We start from the raw sequence: 18,777 nt of genomic DNA on the forward strand, positions 1-18,777 counted from the left end.
GTGAAGCGGCAATTCCGCTTATGGAGCCTTGGCAGCATTGCTGAGGCTTCTTTTTCGGTTTACATGTAACTATTTATAAGCATAAAGGGGTGCCTTTTTTGTTACAAGCACTTATTCAGGCTTTTACGAAGGATGCTGATTATGCATCCATTGCAGCAGGTATATCATCAGGAATGAAGGAACAACTGATATCAGGTTTATCAGGCTCTTCCCGACAGGTACTGATGGCCGCGCTTGCCGAAGATACCGGACGACCGTTAATGGTCATGACGCACAATATGTTTGCCGCTCAAAAAATAGCAGATGACTTACAGGAAGCGCTTTCTCCTGATCAGGTTTTATTGTATCCTGCTAATGAGCTGGTAGCTGCTGAAGCAGCAATATCCAGTCCAGAGACATTGTCCCAACGAATTGATGTATTGATACGCTGCGCCCAGGGTTTTCGTGGGATTGTTGTCGTGCCGTTTTCTGGTGTCCGACGTTTACTGCCAATTCCGGAAACATGGCGTGAGGCTCGTATTGAGCTGAAAGAAGGCGAAACGATTCAGCTGGAAGCGTTTTTGCTACATATGGTCGAGATGGGATACCAGCGTGTAGAGCGTGTGGAATCACGTGGAGAGATGAGCGTACGCGGAGGAATTATTGATTTTTATCCAATGACAACCCGTTGGGGCTATCGTGTGGAGCTGTTTGACGATGAAATTGATTCGATCCGTAAGTTTGATCCGCAAGATCAGCGTTCGGTGGAGAAGGTTCAGGACGTTACCGTAACACCGTGTAAGGAAGTTATTGCGAATAACCAGCGTATGGACCAGGCGGCGGATGCCGCTGCTATTTTGTTGGAGGAGCAGCTGGGCAAAATGACGGATCGTCAAGCTAAGCAGCATCTGAAAGAAGAGATCCATCGTGAAATTGAGTTGCTGCGAGAGCATGTGTATTTTGACGAAATCTATAAATATATCTCCCTGCTGTATCCTGAACGTAAAACCCTAGCAGACTATATGCCGGAAGATACGATTCTGATTATTGATGAACCGGCACGTATGCTGGAAACAGCCAAGCAACTGGAACGAGATGAGTCAGAATGGAATCTGCATTTGCTTCAAAACGGTAAAACGTTACCGCAGCTAGAACTGTCAGATGACGCGGACAATCTGCTGTACAACCGGAGATTTCAGACGTTGTTCCTGTCGATTTTCCTCCGTCAGGTTCCTCATACCCAGCCACAAAATATTTTGAACTTCATCTGCCGAGGCATGCAGGATTTCCATGGCCAAATGAATGTGCTCAAGGCGGAGATGGATCGTTGGCGCAAAGCAGGCACACAGGTTATGATGCTGGCGAGTGGAGATGAACGTCTGGACCGGATGCGCAGAGTGCTTGAAGATTACGGTATTGATGAGCCGACGATGGCTATAGGCAATCTGCAAAGCGGTTTTGAAATGCCGTCTATTCATCTGGCAGTCATTACCGAGGGTGAAATGTTTTCCCAGAAGCAGAGGAAAGCTCGTAAGCAGGGCCGGCATGTGGACAATGCAGAACGGATTAAGAGCTATAGCGAGCTGAAGGTGGGCGACTATGTCGTACACCAAAATCACGGGATCGGGAAGTACATGGGGATCGGCACGCTGGAGGTTGGCGGTATCCATAAGGATTACATGCATGTCCTCTATGCGGGTGGAGATAAGCTGTCTGTGCCGATTGAACAAATTGATCTGATTCAGAAATATGTCGGCTCAGAGGACAAGGAACCCAAGATTTATAAACTGGGTGGCAATGAGTGGACACGGGTTAAAAGTAAGGTGCGCAGCTCGGTTCAGGATATTGCGGATGACTTGATCAAGCTATATGCAGAACGACAGTCGGCACCAGGGTTTGCTTTTGAAAAGGATTCACCTGAGCAACAAGAGTTTGAAGATATGTTCCCGTATGATGAGACACGTGACCAGATTCGGGCCATTGAAGAGATTAAGAAGGACATGGAGCAGAGTCGCCCGATGGATCGTTTGCTATGCGGTGATGTAGGTTACGGCAAAACTGAAGTTGCTATTCGTGCTGCTTTTAAGTCTGCTATTGAAGGTAAACAAGTAGCGGTGCTGGTACCGACGACAATTTTGGCACAACAACACTATGAGACGTTCCGTGAACGTTTTTCAGGGTATCCGTTCAATATTCAGGTATTGAGCCGTTTCCGCTCGCGCAAAGAGCAGAATGAGACGATTAAAGGGGTCCGGCAAGGCACGGTCGATATTGTCATTGGTACCCATCGTCTGTTGTCGCAGGATCTGGTGTTTAAGGACTTGGGAATGCTGATTGTCGATGAAGAACAGCGATTTGGCGTAACCCATAAGGAAAAGCTGAAGAAGCTGAAAACGAACGTAGATGTGCTGACGTTAACGGCAACACCTATTCCGCGTACGTTGCATATGTCCATGCTGGGTGTACGTGACTTGTCAGTCATTGAGACGCCACCGGAAAACCGTTTTCCAGTGCAAACCTATGTGGTTGAGCACAGCCAGACTCTAGTTCGTGAGGCCATTGAACGCGAGATGGCACGCGGAGGGCAGGTGTACTATCTGTATAATCGCGTGCAGGGCATTCAGGAGATGGCTGCAGAGATCAATGCGCTCGTACCGGAGGCCAAGGTGGGCGTGGGTCACGGACAGATGTCCGAAACCGAACTGGAGAAAACTATTTTGGATTTCCTGGATGGCGAATATGATGTACTGGTCAGCACGAGCATAATCGAAACCGGTGTGGATATTCCAAATGTGAATACACTCATTGTGCATGATGCCGATAAAATGGGGCTATCCCAGCTTTATCAGCTACGTGGGCGTGTAGGTCGTTCCAATCGGATTGCCTATGCTTACTTCACGTACCAGCGGGATAAGGTGCTCACGGAAGTGGCAGAGAAGCGCCTTCAGTCGATTAAAGAATTTACGGAGCTGGGCTCCGGGTTCAAGATTGCAATGCGCGATTTGTCCATCCGTGGAGCGGGTAACTTGCTTGGCGCTGAGCAGCATGGATTCATCGCATCCGTCGGTTTTGATCTTTACTCGCAGATGCTAGCTGAGGAAATTAATAAACGTAAAGTCAGCGTACTTGGAGAAGAGGATCAGTCCAATCGGAATTGGAGTACGTCGATTGATTTAGGCGTCGATGCTTACTTGCCGGGAGACTATATTTATGACAGCATCCAGAAGATTGAGATTTATAAAAAGGTTGCAGCGGTCAGCACCTTTGACGAGGCTTCTGAACTGGAAGATGAACTGGTCGACCGATTTGGCGATCTGCCAGAGGCTGTGCTTCATTTGCTAGCCGTGGCTCGTCTCAAGGTATATGGACGCATGTATGGCATCGAGTCCATAGTGCAACGGGATGACAATATAGTGCTGAAATTCCATGAAGGGCGTCAGCAGGCGGTACAGACTGCTAAACTTGCCGAGATTGGCAATCGCTTTGAAAGACGTGTACAATTTGAACAGGGCACTTCTATGAGCGCACACATAAAGGGCAAAGGTCTAAATGATCCACAGTTGCTAGAACTGCTGGAACAATTTTTGAGTGCATTGAAAGAAGCATTCACATTGAAGGAGGAACTGCAAAATGCCACAACTAAATAAAAGAAAACCTTGGAGAATGCTCTCCTTGGGAATGGCAGCGCTGCTAGCTATATCCGTGCTGGCAGCATGTACGAAGCAAGCGGATGAGAACAAGGTCAAGGATGAACCGAAGGACAACAGCAAGGTTGTCGTGACCTATAAGGGTGGAACCATTACCGAAAATGAGTTCAACCAAGAAATCAGCATGATGAAATTCCTTTACCCGGAATATGAGGCTGCGTTAGCTTCGGATCAGGTACGGGAGCAAATTGTAAAGCAGGAAGTGGTGTACAAGCTTCTGGCGGCCAAAGCGGACGACAAAGCCAAGGAGCAGGGTGCCAAAGAAGGGAACGAACAGCTGGAGCAGTATAAAAAGTCAGTCGGAGAAGATAAGTTCAAGACATTTCTGAGTGATAAAAAACTGACCGAACAAGGTGTGAAAGATTACTTCACGCGTGTAATGACGGTAATCAACAGCGAAACTAACAAAGTAACAGATGATCAGCTAAAACAGGAATTTGAGAAAAATAAAGATCAATTCACAACAGCAACCGTGCGTCATGTATTAATTAACTTCGAAGATCCTAAAACGAAGAAACAGCGCAAAAAAGAGGATACCCTCAAGCTGGCCAAAGAAGTGAAGGCGAAGCTGGACGGAGGAGCGGATTTTGCGACGATTGCCAAGAAGTATTCAGAAGACCCAGGTTCTGCGTCTAACGGAGGCCTGTATGAGAATGCATCCGTAGCGCAATGGGTACCTGCATTTAAAGAGGCCGCTGAGACTCAGCCGATTAACAAAATCGGGGAGCCAGTGGAAACGGAATACGGATATCACGTGATCAAAGTGGAGTCCCGCAATGAGCCAACGTTTGATAAATTGAAAGACAACGAAAAGGCTGCCCTGAAAAATAAATTGGCCGGGGAAAGTATCCAAAACTTTACCGAAAATGATTTGACGAAGCTTGATTTGAAAATCAATCTGCCGAAGGTACCAGCTACGCAAGAGAAAAGCGGTGCAACTTCCGGTGCTGGTAGCACAACTACACCGGGCGCAGCAACAAACGGTACGGGCGATACCAATGCAGGAACAGCCAAAGATGGAGCTACAAACGAAGGTAAATAACTGAACATGCATAAGGAATTGGGAACAGATGAATACTATGGTCAGATATCACCATAAACACCATGACCGTGACGTTCTTCGTGACCGCTTCTGGGGGAGTGGAAGCGTCTTTCGATACCGTCAGTAGTTTACTAAATTCTTCTTGAGAAAGTGGGGCAACATGTGAAATGAAAGCTACTGGTATAGTTCGCCGTATTGATGACCTTGGGCGGGTAGTTATTCCAAAGGAAATTCGCCGCACCTTGAGAATTCGTGAAGGAGATCCGCTTGAGATTTTTGTGGATCGTGACGGAGAAGTCATTTTGAAAAAGTATTCACCTATTGGTGAACTTGGTGATTTCGCCAAAGAATATGCTGAGTCCCTGTTTGAAAGCACGGGCCATATTACAATGATTACCGATCGGGACACCATTATTACGGTGGCTGGAGGCTCTAAAAAAGAGTTTCTGGACAAGCCAATCGGTAGCATTATCGAAGGTAGTATGGATAATCGCAAAACTGTGCTGGAGACAGCCAGCGGCTCCTATGAGCTAACGCGAGACCACGAAGAAACACTCTCGTCCTTTGTGGCGGCTCCCATTGTTTCCGGTGGTGATCCCATTGGTTCCGTTGTATTGTTGAGCAAGGACGAAAATGTAAAAATGTCCGAAATGGAGATCAAAATGGCTGAAACAGCCGCTGGCTTCCTGGGCAAACAAATGGAACAGTAACATCCCGTTTCACCCCTGTATGACGTACAGAATGGCGAAAGCCGTCCTGCGTTGTACAGGGTTTTTTTTCTTTCCGGGAGAAGAGGCGGTATAATAGGACTCGTGAAAGATGCATATTTCAGGTGGGAGTGGAGACGGAGAATGCAGGAAAATCGCGCCGCTTCGCGGCTGCTACGGGGTGCTGTCATTTTGACACTGGCAGCAGTAGCGAGCAAGCTGATCGGCACAGTGCAAAAAATCCCGCTGCAGAATATCGGCGGCGACGGCGTGTTTGGCATTTATAATACGGTTTATCCTTTTTATACGCTGTTCATTACCATTGCAGCTGCTGGATTTCCGGCTGCAATATCCAAATTTGTAGCTGAGTTTGAGGCAGTGGGAAACCGGGCAGCGGGGCAACGTGTTGCTCGGCTATCTTCGCTTGTCTTGGGTGTCTTTGGATTGATCTTGGGCGTGCTGATGTATACGTGCGCGCCGCTCATTGGTCAATGGATCGACAATGCTCACGTTATTCCGTCGGTGAGGGCGGCGGCGTTTGCCTTTTTGTTCGTACCGGTTATGGCGGGATTGAGAGGATATTTTCAAGGTTTGCAAAATATGCTTCCGACTGCTATCTCCCAAGTGACGGAGCAGGCGATACGGGTAAGCGTGATGATTATGCTGTTGCTGCTCATGCTGTCGCAAGGAGCGGGGGCGGATATGATTGCCGCCGGAGCAGTGTTTGGTTCAGCAGCAGGTGGAGCAGCGGGATTGGTCGTCATGTTGCTATATTGGCGAAATCACAGGAAGAGGCTTAGAAGGCAAGGGACGGTCATGGCGACAGTGCAAGCACAAACTGGAGAGCTACACCCGGCGGAAAGCAACGGTGCCTTGCTAAAGGCGCTGCTGCGTTATGCCTTGCCTGTTTGCCTTGGAGCGCTAGCCGTTCCGTTAATTAGCCTGGTAGACACTTTTACCGTACCTCGCTTGTTAAAGCAGGAGGGTTTGGACGATACTGCGGTTATGGTGGCCTTTGGCGTGTATAACCGAGGTCTGCCGCTGGTACAGCTAGTCATGATGTTTGCTACCACACTGTCGGCATTATTCATTCCATCGCTGGCTGAGGCGCGGGTGACCGGCGGTACGGAGCTGGCACGTCGCCAGTGCGAGCAATCGCTGCGCTGGTTTTGGTTGCTGGGACTAGCCGCTGCGACAGGCCTGATCGTGCTGGCTGTGCCCGTCAATGTGATGCTGTATGCGGACGACACCGGCAGCGAGGTCATGCGCTGGATGGCGCTAACCGCCGTAGGCGGTACGCTCAGCATCATCTCGGCTGCGCTGCTGCAAGGGCTTGGCGCGGTTCGCGCGCCGGCTCTGGCGATGCTCGCGGCCGCAGTAGCCAAGGCGCTGCTAAACTGGCTGCTCGTGCCGCAGCTAGGCACGGCTGGAGCCGCCATTGCGGGGGCTGTCGCCTATCTGCTGGCGGCGGTGATCAACATCGTGCTGCTGGCTCGCTTGGTAGGCCTGCGTGGGAGCTGGTCCGCCAGCGTGCTCAAGCCGGCGGCACTGCTTATCGCCCTGGCTGGTGCGGCCGGGGCGGCGATGTGGGGCACCAGCGCTGTGCTGGGTGCCTTGGGATGGGCTGCCGGAGGTCGCGCCACGGCAGCCGCGGAGAGCCTGCTGGGCGTAGCAGCAGGCGCCGTTGTGTTCGTGATCGGCCTCGCACGCTTGAGGCTGATCACGGAAGCCGAGCTTGTGGCGGTGCCCAAGCTCGGACGCCCGCTGGCAGCCGTGCTGCGCAGGCTGCGTGTACTGGCTTAGCCCAGGCATAGGGCTTAGGGCGCGAAAGTGGCACAGCCATTTTATGAGCCTATACAACTTTGTGGTATAGTAAGTCCCAAAGCAAAGGAAGCGGAAGCGGGGTTAGGCCGTATATTTTTTCGAGCACGAACCTTGTTTCTGCGAAACGGAGGATTGGATATGAGCGTAACATTAACGGTCGTAGGTTTGGGCTCGGGAGATCCGGATCAGCTTACGATAGGGATATTGAACAAAATGCGGGGCGCTTCAGCGCTCTATCTGCGGACCAAGGAGCATCCTGCGGTTCAAGTGCTGAATGAGTTTGAAGTGGCTTTTGAGTCGTTTGACAAGGTATATGAGACAAAGGAGTCCTTTCCAGAGGTATACGAGGAAATTACCAGCCAATTAATTACGACAGCTGCTAAGGCGGCAGACGGAAGCGAAATCGTCTATGCGGTTCCCGGTCACCCGATGGTGGCAGAAGCAGCGGTGCAGTTGCTTAAGGAGCGTTGTCCTGCGCAAGGGATTGAACTGAACATTCTGGGTGGCGAAAGTTTCCTGGATGAGGCTTTTGTGCGTCTTGGTTTTGATCCGATCGAGGGTTTCCAACTGTTGGACGCAGGTACACTGGATGCCGGCTGGCTCCAGCCTCAGCTGCATACGCTGATCGGACAGGTGTATGACACCTTCACGGCTTCTGATGTGAAGCTGTGCCTGATGGAGCGGTATCCTGACGATTATGAGGTGTACGTCGGTCACGCTCTTGGGGTGGAAGGCGAGGAAGCGGTGCACAAGGTGCCGCTGTACGAGCTAGATCGAGTAGAGGGCTACGGGAACCTATCCTTGGTATACATACCTCGCAGTGAAGATGAGGCGCTGAAACGGCGTTCTTTTGACCGTTTACACGAGATTGTCGATATTTTACGCAGTCCGGAAGGCTGTCCATGGGATCGTGAACAGACACATCAGTCGATCCGCAAAAATCTGATCGAAGAAACGTATGAAGTCATTGAAACGATAGATGAGGACGACCCTGAGCATATGAAGGAAGAGCTGGGCGATCTGTTGTTGCAAATTTTACTGCATGCCCAAATGGAAGAGGAAGTCGGAACCTTCAATGTGTATGATGTTATCCAGGGGCTGAATGATAAGCTTATTTTCCGTCATCCACATGTATTTGGTGACAATCAAGCGAATGATGCGGAAGAGGCACTGCAAAACTGGGAGCAGATGAAGGCTGAGGAAAAACGGCTTAAAGGCACGACGGCAGCAGACCCTTCCGTACTGGATGGGGTTCCACGTGATCTGCCTGCTCTTATGAAATCGTACAAGCTCCAGAAGAAAGCAGCTAAAGTAGGCTTTAACTGGGATAGCATTGAGGGCGTATTCGATAAATTGGACGAAGAAGTGGCTGAGCTGAAGGAAGCGGTTCGTGAAGGGCATGCCGTGGAAGCCCAGTTGCTGGAGTTAGGCGATGTATTATTTGTTGCAGTGAATGCAGCCCGGTTCATGGGAGTAGATCCGGAAGAGGCATTGTCCGCCACCAATCGCAAATTTGTCGACCGTTTCCAGTATATTGAGCAGAAATTACGCGAGCAGGGACGCCGTCCCGAAGACAGCAGCGTAGATGAAATGGAGACTTACTGGCAGGAAGCGAAAAAGCTCCTTGGCAAAGCGTGATTCCACATATTCGCTTTTGGCTGCACAGAACAGTAAAATGAGACATATGCAGGGTTGAAAGAAGGCCCAGTTTGTGAAGACTTGCCAATGGGCAGAGTTTTGTAGTAGGATGTTGGCTTAACTGGGGTCGAATAAAAAAACGCCTGTCATTGCAGGATTTTTACGGACAAGCCAGAATAACTTGTAGTAATTCTGAAAATAACTGTAGCTTATAGTTAAGCGTGTTACAGTGACATTCAGGAGGGCTTCGGCCACAGTTGGACCTCACGTCTGCTCCATAAATGGACATGCAGCGTGATGATTATTTTTTGACATTTGGGAGGCTTTTATCTTATGAACAAGACAGATCTGATCAACAATATTTCCAGCAAAAGCGGTTTGAGCAAACGTGACGTTGAAGCTGTATTGAATGGCGTTCTTGGTGAAATTACAGATGCACTTGCTAGCGGTGACAAAGTGCAACTGATCGGCTTTGGTACTTTCGAAACACGCAAGCGTTCCAGCCGTACAGGCCGCAATCCACAAACCGGTAACACGATTGAAATTCCAGAATCGACCGTTCCTGCTTTTAAAGCCGGTAATAAGCTTAAAGAAGCCGTTAACTAATGCGTCTTGATAAATTCTTGAAAGTCTCGCGGCTGATTAAGCGGCGTACGGTAGCCAAGGACGTCTCCGAACAAGGGAGAGTGCTGGTGAACGGACGCGAAGCCAAGCCGAGCAGTGCGGTCAAAGTAGGCGATGAAATTACCGTCCAGTTTGGCCAGAAGCTGGTGACCGTGCGAGTGGAACGGCTCGCCGACACTACACGCAAGGACGAGGCTGCAAGTATGTACACTTTGGTAAAGGAAGAGCCTATTGCCAGGGACAATGGTTTGAACTGGTAAGCAGACATCTGATTTTCTCACAACTGTACATGAAAGCATTCCTTCATTATTTTATGAAGGAGTGCTTTTTTTTCTTTAGATGACGAGGTTTCGTCCATCATATGCTGATTAACAGCAAAAGCGGTTCTAAATCATACGGCCCCCTTCATAAGCTAAGAACAGAAGGAGGGGTACATGCCATGATTGAACAAGGGAAGTCCAAGCACCATGATCTGCGCATGCAAAGCCGCAAGCAACTCGATATTTCAGGCGTCAGCAATGTGGAGAGCTTTGACAGTGAAGAATTTTTGCTTCAGACCGAGCTGGGCCATCTCACCATTCGCGGACAACATTTACATATCAAAAACCTCAGTCTAGAAGAGGGGCTGTTGTCCATTGAAGGTTTGATTACTTCCCTCGTCTACCTGGAGCCCGGGGCCCCGGCCAAAAACGGAAAAAGCCTATTCGGCAAGCTCTTCAAATGAACCCTTACACACAATGGCTGACATTGACATGGATGCTGTTGTCGGGCATAGCCATGGGAGTGGTGTTTGACAGCTACCGGGTGCTGTCCATCCGCTTTCATTTTGCCCGCTGGAGCGTTCATATGTTGGACGTGCTGTACTGGGTGGCCTCGGCTTTGTTTATTTTCCGTGTGCTATACGCGAGTAATCGCGGTGAGCTGCGGTTTTATGTCTTTTTAGGACTACTTTTGGGGGTTTGGCTCTATTTTTGGGCCTTTAGTGTTACAACCCAACGTTTTGTGGTAATGTTATTAGAGATAGTTCGCAGACTGACGTTGATCGTGAACAGCATACTGCGCATCCTGATTGTTCTTCCGGTGTTAGCGCTGTATCGGCTGTTACGCAAGCTGGTCGGATGGACATGGACACTTATTGTGTTCCTGGGAAGGATGCTGATATACATCCTGATGCCGGTTTGGAAGCCGATCCTATGGCTGATCGGTCCGCTTAAAGCGCGCTGGAAGACTCCAGAGTTGCTCGTAAAGCTGGGTATCAGACTGAAAAACACAGCGAAAAGATGGTTTGGAAGGAGGTAGTATCATGCGTAATTCGTCTGTAGATCGCCATTCATCTTCTACGTCCAAGTCCAACGCGGGCGGGCGCAGGCGAATCATGATTTGGTTGCTATCGCTTGCCGCCTTTGGTAGTTGGGCAATTTTTACCTTTTTTTCTCAAGGCATGATTATGGCCGATCGAAGTGAACAGCTCACCCAGAAGGAAAAGCAGAAGCAAGCTGCTACACAAACGGAACAACAGCTTCAAACCGAAGTGAATCGTCTCAAGGACCCTGAGTACATTGGCGAGATTGCCAGAAGCAAGTACGGTCTTTACAAACCGGAAGAGACGCCAATCATCGGAGATCAGAAATAGGAACATTATCGGGCCAATGCTTAGTTGACCTTGGTTCCGCCATTTTGTATAATCAAATCACCACAGCGGGATTTTTTTGCAAAAAAATCGGTTGTATATTTTAAGGGAGGATCATTTTATTCTATGGCAATTGAAGTGGGCACCAAGTTAGAGGGCAAAGTGACAGGCATCACGCATTTTGGAGCATTTGTGGATTTGTCTGGAGGTGTCACGGGTCTCGTTCACATCTCGGAAATCGCCGATAACTATGTTAAGGATGTTAACGACCACCTGAAGATTAATGATGTTGTGACGGTGAAAGTCATTAATGTTGACAAAGATGGCAAAATCGGACTTTCCATTAAGCAAACGATTGACAAGCCGGCAAGTGAAGCCCGTCCCCCAAGAGCTCCAAGACCGGAGCGTACAGGAGGACCAGGCGGAGGCGACCGTTTCGGCGGTGGAGGTTCAGGTCCAAGTCAAGGACGCGGTGGTGGTGGCGGTGGTTTCAACCGCGATCGTGGAGGCCGTTCTTTCAAGCCTGCACCGGGTAAACCTTCATTTGAGGATAAAATGTCACGCTTCCTGAAAGATAGTGAGGAACGCATTTCGTCGCTGAAAAAGAACACCGAAGGTAAACGCGGAGGACGCGGCGCGAAGCGTGTTTAATTCACTTTGACAACCGTATCAATCATACACGGAAAACCGTACAGTCGAGAGACTGCTACGGTTTTTTTGCGTTCTACCGACAACAGATGCGATAAGCAGCGGCTGTCGGCGCTGAATCCAGTGGTTAGTCGTACGGGCATTTATGAGATTCGCAATTTTGGCGAAGAAGATAAGAGCTACGATGCTGGAAAGTGGATGTTTTTTTTGTCGTGAGGACATAATCGTCCGACAAACTCCAACGGTTTTCCGTCTATCTTCTGTGCGAATCGCTAGTTTGGACATCAGGATGAACGACATCGAGAGGTTATGTAAGGAGTAGCGGGACGTTTCTTTCATCGGCTTCCATACGGGCGTAGCTTGATGTTCAGAGTGATGCTCTGTCCTTTCGCGCAGAACGTTTTTTTGTCGGAAATTTCTTGGAATAAGACGTGAGGTTCTGACAAACTTTCTCAATCGTTCTGGTTTAAGATGGGAACATCAAATTGATGAATGGGGTGCCTGACGCATGATGGAGAAATGGAACGTGGTACATTTTCCGGGGTTAAAATCTAGAAAGTCCAAATCCAAAGAGCGTACGGAAGGTTGGTCTTCCAGACTCAAGAAACGGCTGGATTCACATAAAGTGGTGCAATGGGTAACGGCGCAAAGATGGATGCTGCTATTGTCAGCTATGGGAGTTCTACTGGGACGCGCCACTATTTTGGACGAGCTTTCTCCGTTTGCCCTCGCTTATTTTGCGGTCATAACGTTTCTTCGGCGTGATCTGATGCTGCCTGTAGCTGTATCCGTTGTGTTAGGCAGCCTGTTAGCTCCTTACCCATCGTTATTTATGATTGGTGGTGAGTTACTGGTATTTTATCTCCTGTATCGCGGGCTACGAACCTTCGACCGTCTGGAATTATCCTATGCCCCGCTTATGGTTTTCTTGTCGGTGTTTATGGTCAATTTATTTAACGCCGTGATGGCTCCAACTTTTACATGGTATGAACTTATCATTGTGGGAACGGATGCGGTTCTCAGCTTTATGCTTACGCTGGTGTTCACACAGGCCATACCGTTGTTTACGTACCGCAAGAAGACAAGCCAGCTCAAAAATGAGGAAATTTTATGTCTTATTATTTTATTAGCCTCTGTGATGACGGGAGCAGTAGGATGGACTGTTCATTCATTGTCTGTCGATCATGTACTGTCGCGATATTTGGTCTTGGTGTTTGCTTTGGTGGGAGGTGCTTCGCTGGGTGCATCGGTCGGTGTAATTACTGGCTTAATTTTAAGCTTGGCCAATATGTCTGCAATTGTGCAGATGAGTTTACTCGCTTTTGCAGGTTTGCTGGCAGGAATGCTGCGTGAAGGAAAAAAAGGTGCTGTTGCGCTTGGGATGCTGCTAGGCTCCTCAATCCTGACGATCTATTTGGACGGGACCGGAGACGTGCTGACGTCAACCTGGGAGAGCTGTGCGGCAATTCTATTATTCTTAATGACCCCAAAAAGTTTCTTTAAAGCGGTTTCTACCTATGTTCCCGGTACGCAGGACCACGCCAAATCTCAGCATGAGTATGCCAAAAGGGTTCGCGATCTCACCGCAGAGCGGGTAACGAAGTTTTCCCGTGTATTCAGTCAACTATCCCGCAGCTTTCATCAGATATCTGCGAGTGAGAGCACGAAGTCGGATGGTGAAATCGAACACTTTATGAATGCGGTGGCAGAAGGGACATGTGCGTCCTGCTTCAAGTGTGAGCAGTGCTGGGACGGCAAGTTTATGCAAACCCATCAGTATATGACGGAAATGATGAGCGCCATTGAGGATAACCCGGATTTGGAGCCGGAGCAGATACCCCCGCAATGGAGCAAGGCATGTGCTAAAACGGGCGCTGTCCTGCAAGTGATGAAGCAGCAGTATAGCCTCTACCAACATAATATGCAGTGGAAGCGCCAAGTATACGATAGTCGTCAGCTTGTTGCTGACCAACTATCGGGTGTATCACAAATCATGGAGGATTTAGCGCGAGAAATTCAGCGGGAAGGGCAAACCATGCATCGGCAGGAAGAGCAAATACGAGAGGCTCTTGATAGACTGGGCTTGTCCATTCAATCCATTGAGATCATTAACCTGGATGCGGGTCAGGTAGAAATTGAGATTGTCCATGCCTATACAAGGGGATTTGATGAATGTCGGAAAATCATTGCTCCACTTCTGTCGGACATACTGGACGAGCATATAGCTGTGATGCGCGAAACGGAGGCAGATCGCCGCCAAGGCTTAGCTACAGTCATGTTCGGCTCTGCTAAAACGTATGAGATTGCTACAGGAGTAGCTAGTGCCGCCAAAGGAGGCGATTTTTTCTCAGGTGACAGCTACAGCATGATGGAGCTAGGGAACGGGACTTTTGCAGTCTCTTTAAGTGATGGTATGGGGAACGGAGAGCGCGCGCAGCAAGAGAGCAGTGCAGCACTTAACATTTTGGAGGAATTACTCCAATCGGGTATGGACGAAAAGTTGGCGATCAAGTCGGTCAACTCTGTCCTGATGCTGCGATCACCTGAGGAAATGTATGCTACGGTCGATATGGCGCTGATTGATCAGTACACGGCCCAGACAACCTTTATGAAGATTGGGTCTACGCCGAGTTTTATTAAAAGAGGGGAGGAGGTCATTCCCGTATCTGCCAGCAACTTGCCGATTGGCATTATACAGGATATTGAAGTTGATTTGGTATCACTGCAGCTCCAGCCGGGTGATATTCTCATTATGATTACAGACGGTATATACGACTCACCGGGTTATGCGGTTAATAAGGAAATATGGATGAAACGCATGATTCAGGAAATTGAAAGCGAAGATCCACAGCAGTTGGCCGACTGCTTACTAGAAAGGGTTATTCGATACCAACAAAATCAAATCTATGATGATATGACAGTAGTCGTTAGTAAAATAGATCACTTCCGCCCAGAATGGGCAACTCTCCATGTACCTGGCATGAGGTGGTTGGAACGTCCACGGACGGTGAGCTAATCCGACATTGCCCGGGAAATTCCTTATTCGTTTTTAAAAATCCGCATCCTTCGTTTGAATCGTTCCGGATTAGGCAAAGATAGAATCTATCGGGATAGATTAAGAGGAAGCGGAGGTCAAAAAACGATGAAGCAAATTTTGATCATTACAGACGGATGCTCTAATGTAGGTGTTAGTCCAGTCATGGCGGCTGCCCAAGCTTTACGAGAAGGTATTACAGTGAACGTCGCCGGAGTCATAGATTATGGAACTATTGGCGAGCTTGGCAGCGCGGAGATTCAAGAAATTGCTAAAGCAGGGGGAGGGTTTAGCCAAATCGTTGGGACGAAGCAGTTGGCTCAGACCATGCAGATGATGACGCGCAAAACGGTGGTTCAAACCATTCAGCAGGCGGTTAATAGAGAGTTAACGCACATTCTGGGTGAGGGTGGCGCCAAACATATCGGTGAACTTCCTCCGGCAAAACGAGCCCAAGTGGTTGAGGTAATGGATGAGCTGACAGAAACAAGCACCCTGGAGATTGCTTTGCTCATTGATGCAAGTGCGAGCATGAAGCCCAAGCTGCCTGCTGTAGAGGACAGCATTCGTGATTTGCTGCTCAGTTTACAGTCCAGAAGCGGACACAGCCGTATATCTGTATTTCATTTTCCGGGCGGAAAAATGGGAGAAGACGTAGTCATGGATATCGGTTGGACCTCTGAGCTTAACCAGATCAAATCGATATTTGGACGCTTGCGGATGAAAGGGGCAACACCGACAGGTCCTGCCATTTTACAAGTGATTGATTATTACCGATATGTTACACTAGGAGAACAGAAAGATCTGGAAGAATCCTATGGCAAAGGAGAAGGGATGCTCGGTGACTACGTCGTCTGATCCCGTTCTTGCACCCGGAACGGTCATCAAGGGCAAGTGGAAGCGGAGCAGCTATGTCATCCAGCGCTTGCTGGGCCGGGGAGCGAACGGAACTGTATATTTGGTAAAAGAAGCACAGGCCGATCGGCAATTTGCTCTGAAAATGGGGAAGAACACGCTTGATCTGCAATCAGAGATTAATGTGCTAACCACATTGCAGTCTCAGGGGACTCAGGCCGCCCTTCAGCGAAATGGAAATCCTTCCTTTTTGTTTGAGGTGGATGATGTAGTGTTACGCAGCGGAGAAATCCCCTTTTATGTTATGCGATATGTTAAGGGTGATCCGCTTCATCGTTTTGTGGCAGCCAAAGGGCCGGAATGGTATGGTGTGGCTGGAACCGGTATACTGAATCGTCTGGCGGATCTCCATCAGGCAGGATGGGTGTTTGGCGACCTGAAGCCGCAGAATATTTTGGTCAATGCCTATGGAGAGGCTGAATTAATTGACTACGGTGGGGTGTCTCTTGCTGGTCGGAGTGTTAAACAATTTACAGAATGGTATGACAGGGGATTCTGGAATGCTGGCAGCCGAAATGCCGATTCCCAGTATGATCTGTTTGCCTTCGCTCTTCTAACGATTCATATATTGGAGAGCGAATCGTTAAAGGCGGCTGCGAGCAGGCTGCCACAGTTGCGTAATACGGCAGAATTGACGGTCATCATTCGCCGCAGCCGTGTATTACGCCCCTATGCCGAATGGCTACTGGGTGCAGTGCGTGGAGAATATTCCGATACTCGTGCAGCGGCCCGATCTTGGTCACGTTTGGCTTCCGCACATGTCAGGCAATCGTCGGTCAAAAGAGGGAACCCACGCTGGCTGGGATATGCTTTCACGGTATCGCTTTTGCTGCTTGCCGGAGCGCTCTGGATTGCGTTAAGGTAGCAGCATGACTTACATAAGATAACAGATGATCATCATTTTTACGGTCGGGAGAAAAGAGGGTCGTGAATGGGAACAACAAAACCGACCGGTGTTGTACAGGAAGTGCTCGCCTTGGCGCGAGATCATTCACTGTGGAGCCCCGGAGACCGCATTGTGGTTGCTGTATCCGGTGGGCCGGATTCGGTGGCCCTTTTGCACATTTTACATGAAATATCCGTTATACATATGCCTTTACAACTCGTCTGCGCTCACGTTCATCATGGCTTCAGACCAGAGGAATCGGATGCGGAGGCTGAAGAGGTGCGCAATATTGCCAGAAAGCTTGAACTTCCATTTGAAATGGCTCGGGTGGATGTACCCGCTTATATGAAGGAGAGCGGGAAGGGGCCACAGGAAGCAGCCCGCGAGCTGCGCTACAGCTTTTTACATGATATGGCTACAAAGTGGGAAGCGCAGCATATTGCAATGGCCCACCACGGCGACGATCAAGCCGAAACGGTTCTCTTGCACTTGCTGCGTGGTAGCGGCCCAGCAGGTTTGGCGGGTATGCGTTTGGCGCGCAGGGAAAAAAATGTGCAACTCATTCGCCCGCTACTACGTATGTACAAGGCTGACCTGATTGAGTTTTGTAACTTTTATGGTCTTTCCTATGTGATAGACAGCACTAATTTATCTTCCAAATACCGTCGTAACGCCATTCGCATGGATGTGCTTCCTTTTTTGGGGCAATATAATGAGCGACTGACACCGTCCCTAAACCGGCTGGCCGAAACGATGGCTGACGAAAATGACTTTATGGAGGCATCCACACTGTCGGCATACGAGAAAATGGTGCGCTTGGATAATGGCAGGTACATGTTTCCCATCGCTTCATACCGTAAGCTATCCGTTGCTTTACAACGGAGGTTGATTAAACTAATATTAAATTATCTGCCTTCGGACAGTGAAAATTTTGATTTTCGTAAAATTGAGACCGTTCGACTAAGACTTCTCCAAGAGGCATCGTCTACATGGAGTTTGGATTTGGGAGGCGGTGCGGTTGGAGTCCGCGAATATGACCAGGCGGTTTTGTTTGACCGTACGCAAGTCGTTATGGGCGAATGGTGCTATGGACTAAGTGTATTGCCTATTTCCGGTGAGCTAGAGTTGCCTGAGGCAGGTGGTATACTTCGGTGGCGAAGGGCTTCCTATTCGGATGCGGACCATCCGGTGAATAAGGAGGAAGCGTGGTTCGACGCAGATCAATTGAGTCTGCCTTTGACTGTACGCTCGCGATTACCTGGAGATACCATGCATGTAATGGGATTAAACGGAAGAAAAAAGGTTAAAGATATTTTTATTGATGAAAAAATACCTCCTTCAATGCGTTCCGTTATTCCCATCGTCTGCGACCACTCTGGGGCTATTCTCTGGATTCCGGGCGTACGACGTTCTGTACATGCCGCGGTGCAAAAGCACACGTCTTCGGTTATATATATGTCATGGCAAAGACGAGAGAGTCCGGGGCACCGGTAATTGCGCAGGAACGGCTTTCATAGTATAAACTTAGGAGGTTTACACCGTTGCAGAATGATATTCAGGAAATATTGATCAGCGAAGAAGAAATTCAGAGTAAAATTAAGGAATTGGGTGCACAGCTCAGCGTAAAATATGAAGGGAAAAATCCATTGGTGATTTGCGTGCTGAAAGGTGCGTTTATCTTTATGGCTGATTTGGTTAAATCCATTACAGTGCCGTTGGAGCTTGATTTCATGGCTGTATCAAGTTATGGAGCATCCACAAAATCCTCAGGTATCATCAAAATCATTAAAGATTTGGACGCATCTGTGGAAGGACGCGACGTTCTGATTGTCGAAGATATTATCGACAGCGGCCTGACGCTGACGCATTTGATTGAATTGCTTAAAAACCGTAATGCCAATTCGGTATGTGTCGTAACCTTGTTCGACAAGCCTGCACGCCGGACAGTTAATCTTGAAGCAGATTATACTGGATTTACGCTTCCAGATGCGTTTGTTGTCGGCTACGGTCTGGACTATGCCGAGCACTACCGGAACCTCCCATACATAGGGATTTTAAAGCCGGAAATCTACACCAGCTAATCTCAGCCTCCAGTCCTAGGACTAAATAAGGCCCTTTGTTGAGAAGGACTTACAGGCTATGG

The 18,777-nt window shown here is 48.9% G+C and carries 17 protein-coding genes; all 17 read left to right on the top strand.

Annotated elements, in window-relative coordinates:
* Positions 1-98 precede the first annotated feature (98 nt).
* Positions 99-3,626 carry a transcription-repair coupling factor gene (gene mfd / locus NLX82_RS26225; RefSeq protein WP_254349262.1) on the top strand — a complete coding sequence of 1,176 codons (3,528 nt, stop codon included), beginning with the start codon at positions 99-101 and terminating at the stop codon, positions 3,624-3,626.
* Positions 3,610-4,728: a peptidylprolyl isomerase gene (locus tag NLX82_RS26230; RefSeq protein WP_023986437.1), complete on the top strand. Its 1,119-nt coding sequence runs from the start codon at positions 3,610-3,612 to the stop codon at positions 4,726-4,728. The genes mfd and NLX82_RS26230 overlap by 17 nt, the downstream gene beginning before the upstream one ends.
* A gap of 167 nt (positions 4,729-4,895) precedes the next feature.
* Positions 4,896-5,438 carry a stage V sporulation protein T gene (gene spoVT, locus NLX82_RS26235; RefSeq protein WP_254349263.1) on the top strand — a complete coding sequence of 181 codons (543 nt, stop codon included), beginning with the start codon at positions 4,896-4,898 and terminating at the stop codon, positions 5,436-5,438.
* Positions 5,439-5,579: 141 nt separating this feature from the next.
* Entirely contained in the window at positions 5,580-7,238 is a 1,659-nt protein-coding gene (locus NLX82_RS26240; protein ID WP_068938702.1) for a putative polysaccharide biosynthesis protein, read from the top strand.
* 159 nt (positions 7,239-7,397) lie between these two features.
* Positions 7,398-8,897: a bifunctional methyltransferase/pyrophosphohydrolase YabN gene (gene yabN, locus NLX82_RS26245; RefSeq protein WP_068938701.1), complete on the top strand. Its 1,500-nt coding sequence runs from the start codon at positions 7,398-7,400 to the stop codon at positions 8,895-8,897.
* A 333-nt stretch (positions 8,898-9,230) separates the two neighbouring features.
* Positions 9,231-9,503: an HU family DNA-binding protein gene (locus NLX82_RS26250; RefSeq protein WP_007428028.1), complete on the top strand. Its 273-nt coding sequence runs from the start codon at positions 9,231-9,233 to the stop codon at positions 9,501-9,503.
* A complete protein-coding gene (locus NLX82_RS26255) occupies positions 9,503-9,781 on the top strand; it encodes an RNA-binding S4 domain-containing protein (protein WP_016818913.1) in 279 nt (92 codons plus the stop codon). The genes NLX82_RS26250 and NLX82_RS26255 overlap by 1 nt, the downstream gene beginning before the upstream one ends.
* Before the next feature lie 179 nt (positions 9,782-9,960).
* Positions 9,961-10,245, top strand: coding sequence for a sporulation protein YabP (yabP, locus tag NLX82_RS26260; RefSeq protein WP_013368685.1), 285 nt, complete (start codon positions 9,961-9,963; stop codon positions 10,243-10,245).
* Positions 10,242-10,820 carry a spore cortex biosynthesis protein YabQ gene (yabQ, locus tag NLX82_RS26265; RefSeq protein WP_023986441.1) on the top strand — a complete coding sequence of 193 codons (579 nt, stop codon included), beginning with the start codon at positions 10,242-10,244 and terminating at the stop codon, positions 10,818-10,820. Before yabP ends, yabQ begins: the two co-directional genes overlap by 4 nt.
* A 4-nt stretch (positions 10,821-10,824) precedes the next feature.
* Entirely contained in the window at positions 10,825-11,154 is a 330-nt protein-coding gene (locus NLX82_RS26270; RefSeq protein WP_013308137.1) for an FtsB family cell division protein, read from the top strand.
* Between the two features lie 123 nt (positions 11,155-11,277).
* Positions 11,278-11,802, top strand: coding sequence for a S1 domain-containing RNA-binding protein (locus NLX82_RS26275; protein WP_014279051.1), 525 nt, complete (start codon positions 11,278-11,280; stop codon positions 11,800-11,802).
* Positions 11,803-11,808: 6 nt separating this feature from the next.
* On the top strand, positions 11,809-12,015 hold the full coding sequence (locus NLX82_RS26280) for a hypothetical protein (protein ID WP_023986442.1): 207 nt from the start codon (positions 11,809-11,811) through the stop codon (positions 12,013-12,015).
* Positions 12,016-12,307: 292 nt separating this feature from the next.
* Positions 12,308-14,815, top strand: coding sequence for a stage II sporulation protein E (gene spoIIE / locus NLX82_RS26285; RefSeq protein ID WP_028542513.1), 2,508 nt, complete (start codon positions 12,308-12,310; stop codon positions 14,813-14,815).
* Positions 14,816-14,941: 126 nt separating this feature from the next.
* Positions 14,942-15,691 carry a vWA domain-containing protein gene (locus NLX82_RS26290; protein WP_254349264.1) on the top strand — a complete coding sequence of 250 codons (750 nt, stop codon included), beginning with the start codon at positions 14,942-14,944 and terminating at the stop codon, positions 15,689-15,691.
* Positions 15,675-16,613 (top strand): protein kinase domain-containing protein, encoded by a 939-nt coding sequence (locus tag NLX82_RS26295; protein ID WP_023986445.1) that lies wholly within the window; start codon positions 15,675-15,677, stop codon positions 16,611-16,613. The genes NLX82_RS26290 and NLX82_RS26295 overlap by 17 nt, the downstream gene beginning before the upstream one ends.
* A gap of 66 nt (positions 16,614-16,679) precedes the next feature.
* Positions 16,680-18,128 carry a tRNA lysidine(34) synthetase TilS gene (gene tilS / locus NLX82_RS26300; protein ID WP_254349265.1) on the top strand — a complete coding sequence of 483 codons (1,449 nt, stop codon included), beginning with the start codon at positions 16,680-16,682 and terminating at the stop codon, positions 18,126-18,128.
* A gap of 47 nt (positions 18,129-18,175) precedes the next feature.
* The gene (gene hpt, locus NLX82_RS26305) at positions 18,176-18,715 is read left to right on the top strand and encodes a hypoxanthine phosphoribosyltransferase (RefSeq protein ID WP_023986447.1); all 540 of its coding nucleotides are present in this window, start codon (positions 18,176-18,178) and stop codon (positions 18,713-18,715) included.
* Positions 18,716-18,777 lie beyond the last annotated feature (62 nt).

This window comes from Paenibacillus sp. A3M_27_13 (assembly GCF_024213315.1).
GTDB classification, from domain to species: Bacteria; Bacillota; Bacilli; order Paenibacillales; family Paenibacillaceae; genus Paenibacillus; species Paenibacillus polymyxa_B.

Coding starts and splice junctions, on each gene's coding strand:
- NLX82_RS26230 (WP_023986437.1), top strand. CDS start 3,610: ATGCCACAACTAAATAAAAGAAAACCTTGGAGAATGCTCTCCTTGGGA.
- spoVT (WP_254349263.1), top strand. CDS start 4,896: ATGAAAGCTACTGGTATAGTTCGCCGTATTGATGACCTTGGGCGGGTA.
- NLX82_RS26240 (WP_068938702.1), top strand. CDS start 5,580: ATGCAGGAAAATCGCGCCGCTTCGCGGCTGCTACGGGGTGCTGTCATT.
- yabN (WP_068938701.1), top strand. CDS start 7,398: ATGAGCGTAACATTAACGGTCGTAGGTTTGGGCTCGGGAGATCCGGAT.
- NLX82_RS26250 (WP_007428028.1), top strand. CDS start 9,231: ATGAACAAGACAGATCTGATCAACAATATTTCCAGCAAAAGCGGTTTG.
- NLX82_RS26255 (WP_016818913.1), top strand. CDS start 9,503: ATGCGTCTTGATAAATTCTTGAAAGTCTCGCGGCTGATTAAGCGGCGT.
- yabP (WP_013368685.1), top strand. CDS start 9,961: ATGATTGAACAAGGGAAGTCCAAGCACCATGATCTGCGCATGCAAAGC.
- yabQ (WP_023986441.1), top strand. CDS start 10,242: ATGAACCCTTACACACAATGGCTGACATTGACATGGATGCTGTTGTCG.
- NLX82_RS26270 (WP_013308137.1), top strand. CDS start 10,825: ATGCGTAATTCGTCTGTAGATCGCCATTCATCTTCTACGTCCAAGTCC.
- NLX82_RS26275 (WP_014279051.1), top strand. CDS start 11,278: ATGGCAATTGAAGTGGGCACCAAGTTAGAGGGCAAAGTGACAGGCATC.
- spoIIE (WP_028542513.1), top strand. CDS start 12,308: ATGATGGAGAAATGGAACGTGGTACATTTTCCGGGGTTAAAATCTAGA.
- NLX82_RS26290 (WP_254349264.1), top strand. CDS start 14,942: ATGAAGCAAATTTTGATCATTACAGACGGATGCTCTAATGTAGGTGTT.
- tilS (WP_254349265.1), top strand. CDS start 16,680: ATGGGAACAACAAAACCGACCGGTGTTGTACAGGAAGTGCTCGCCTTG.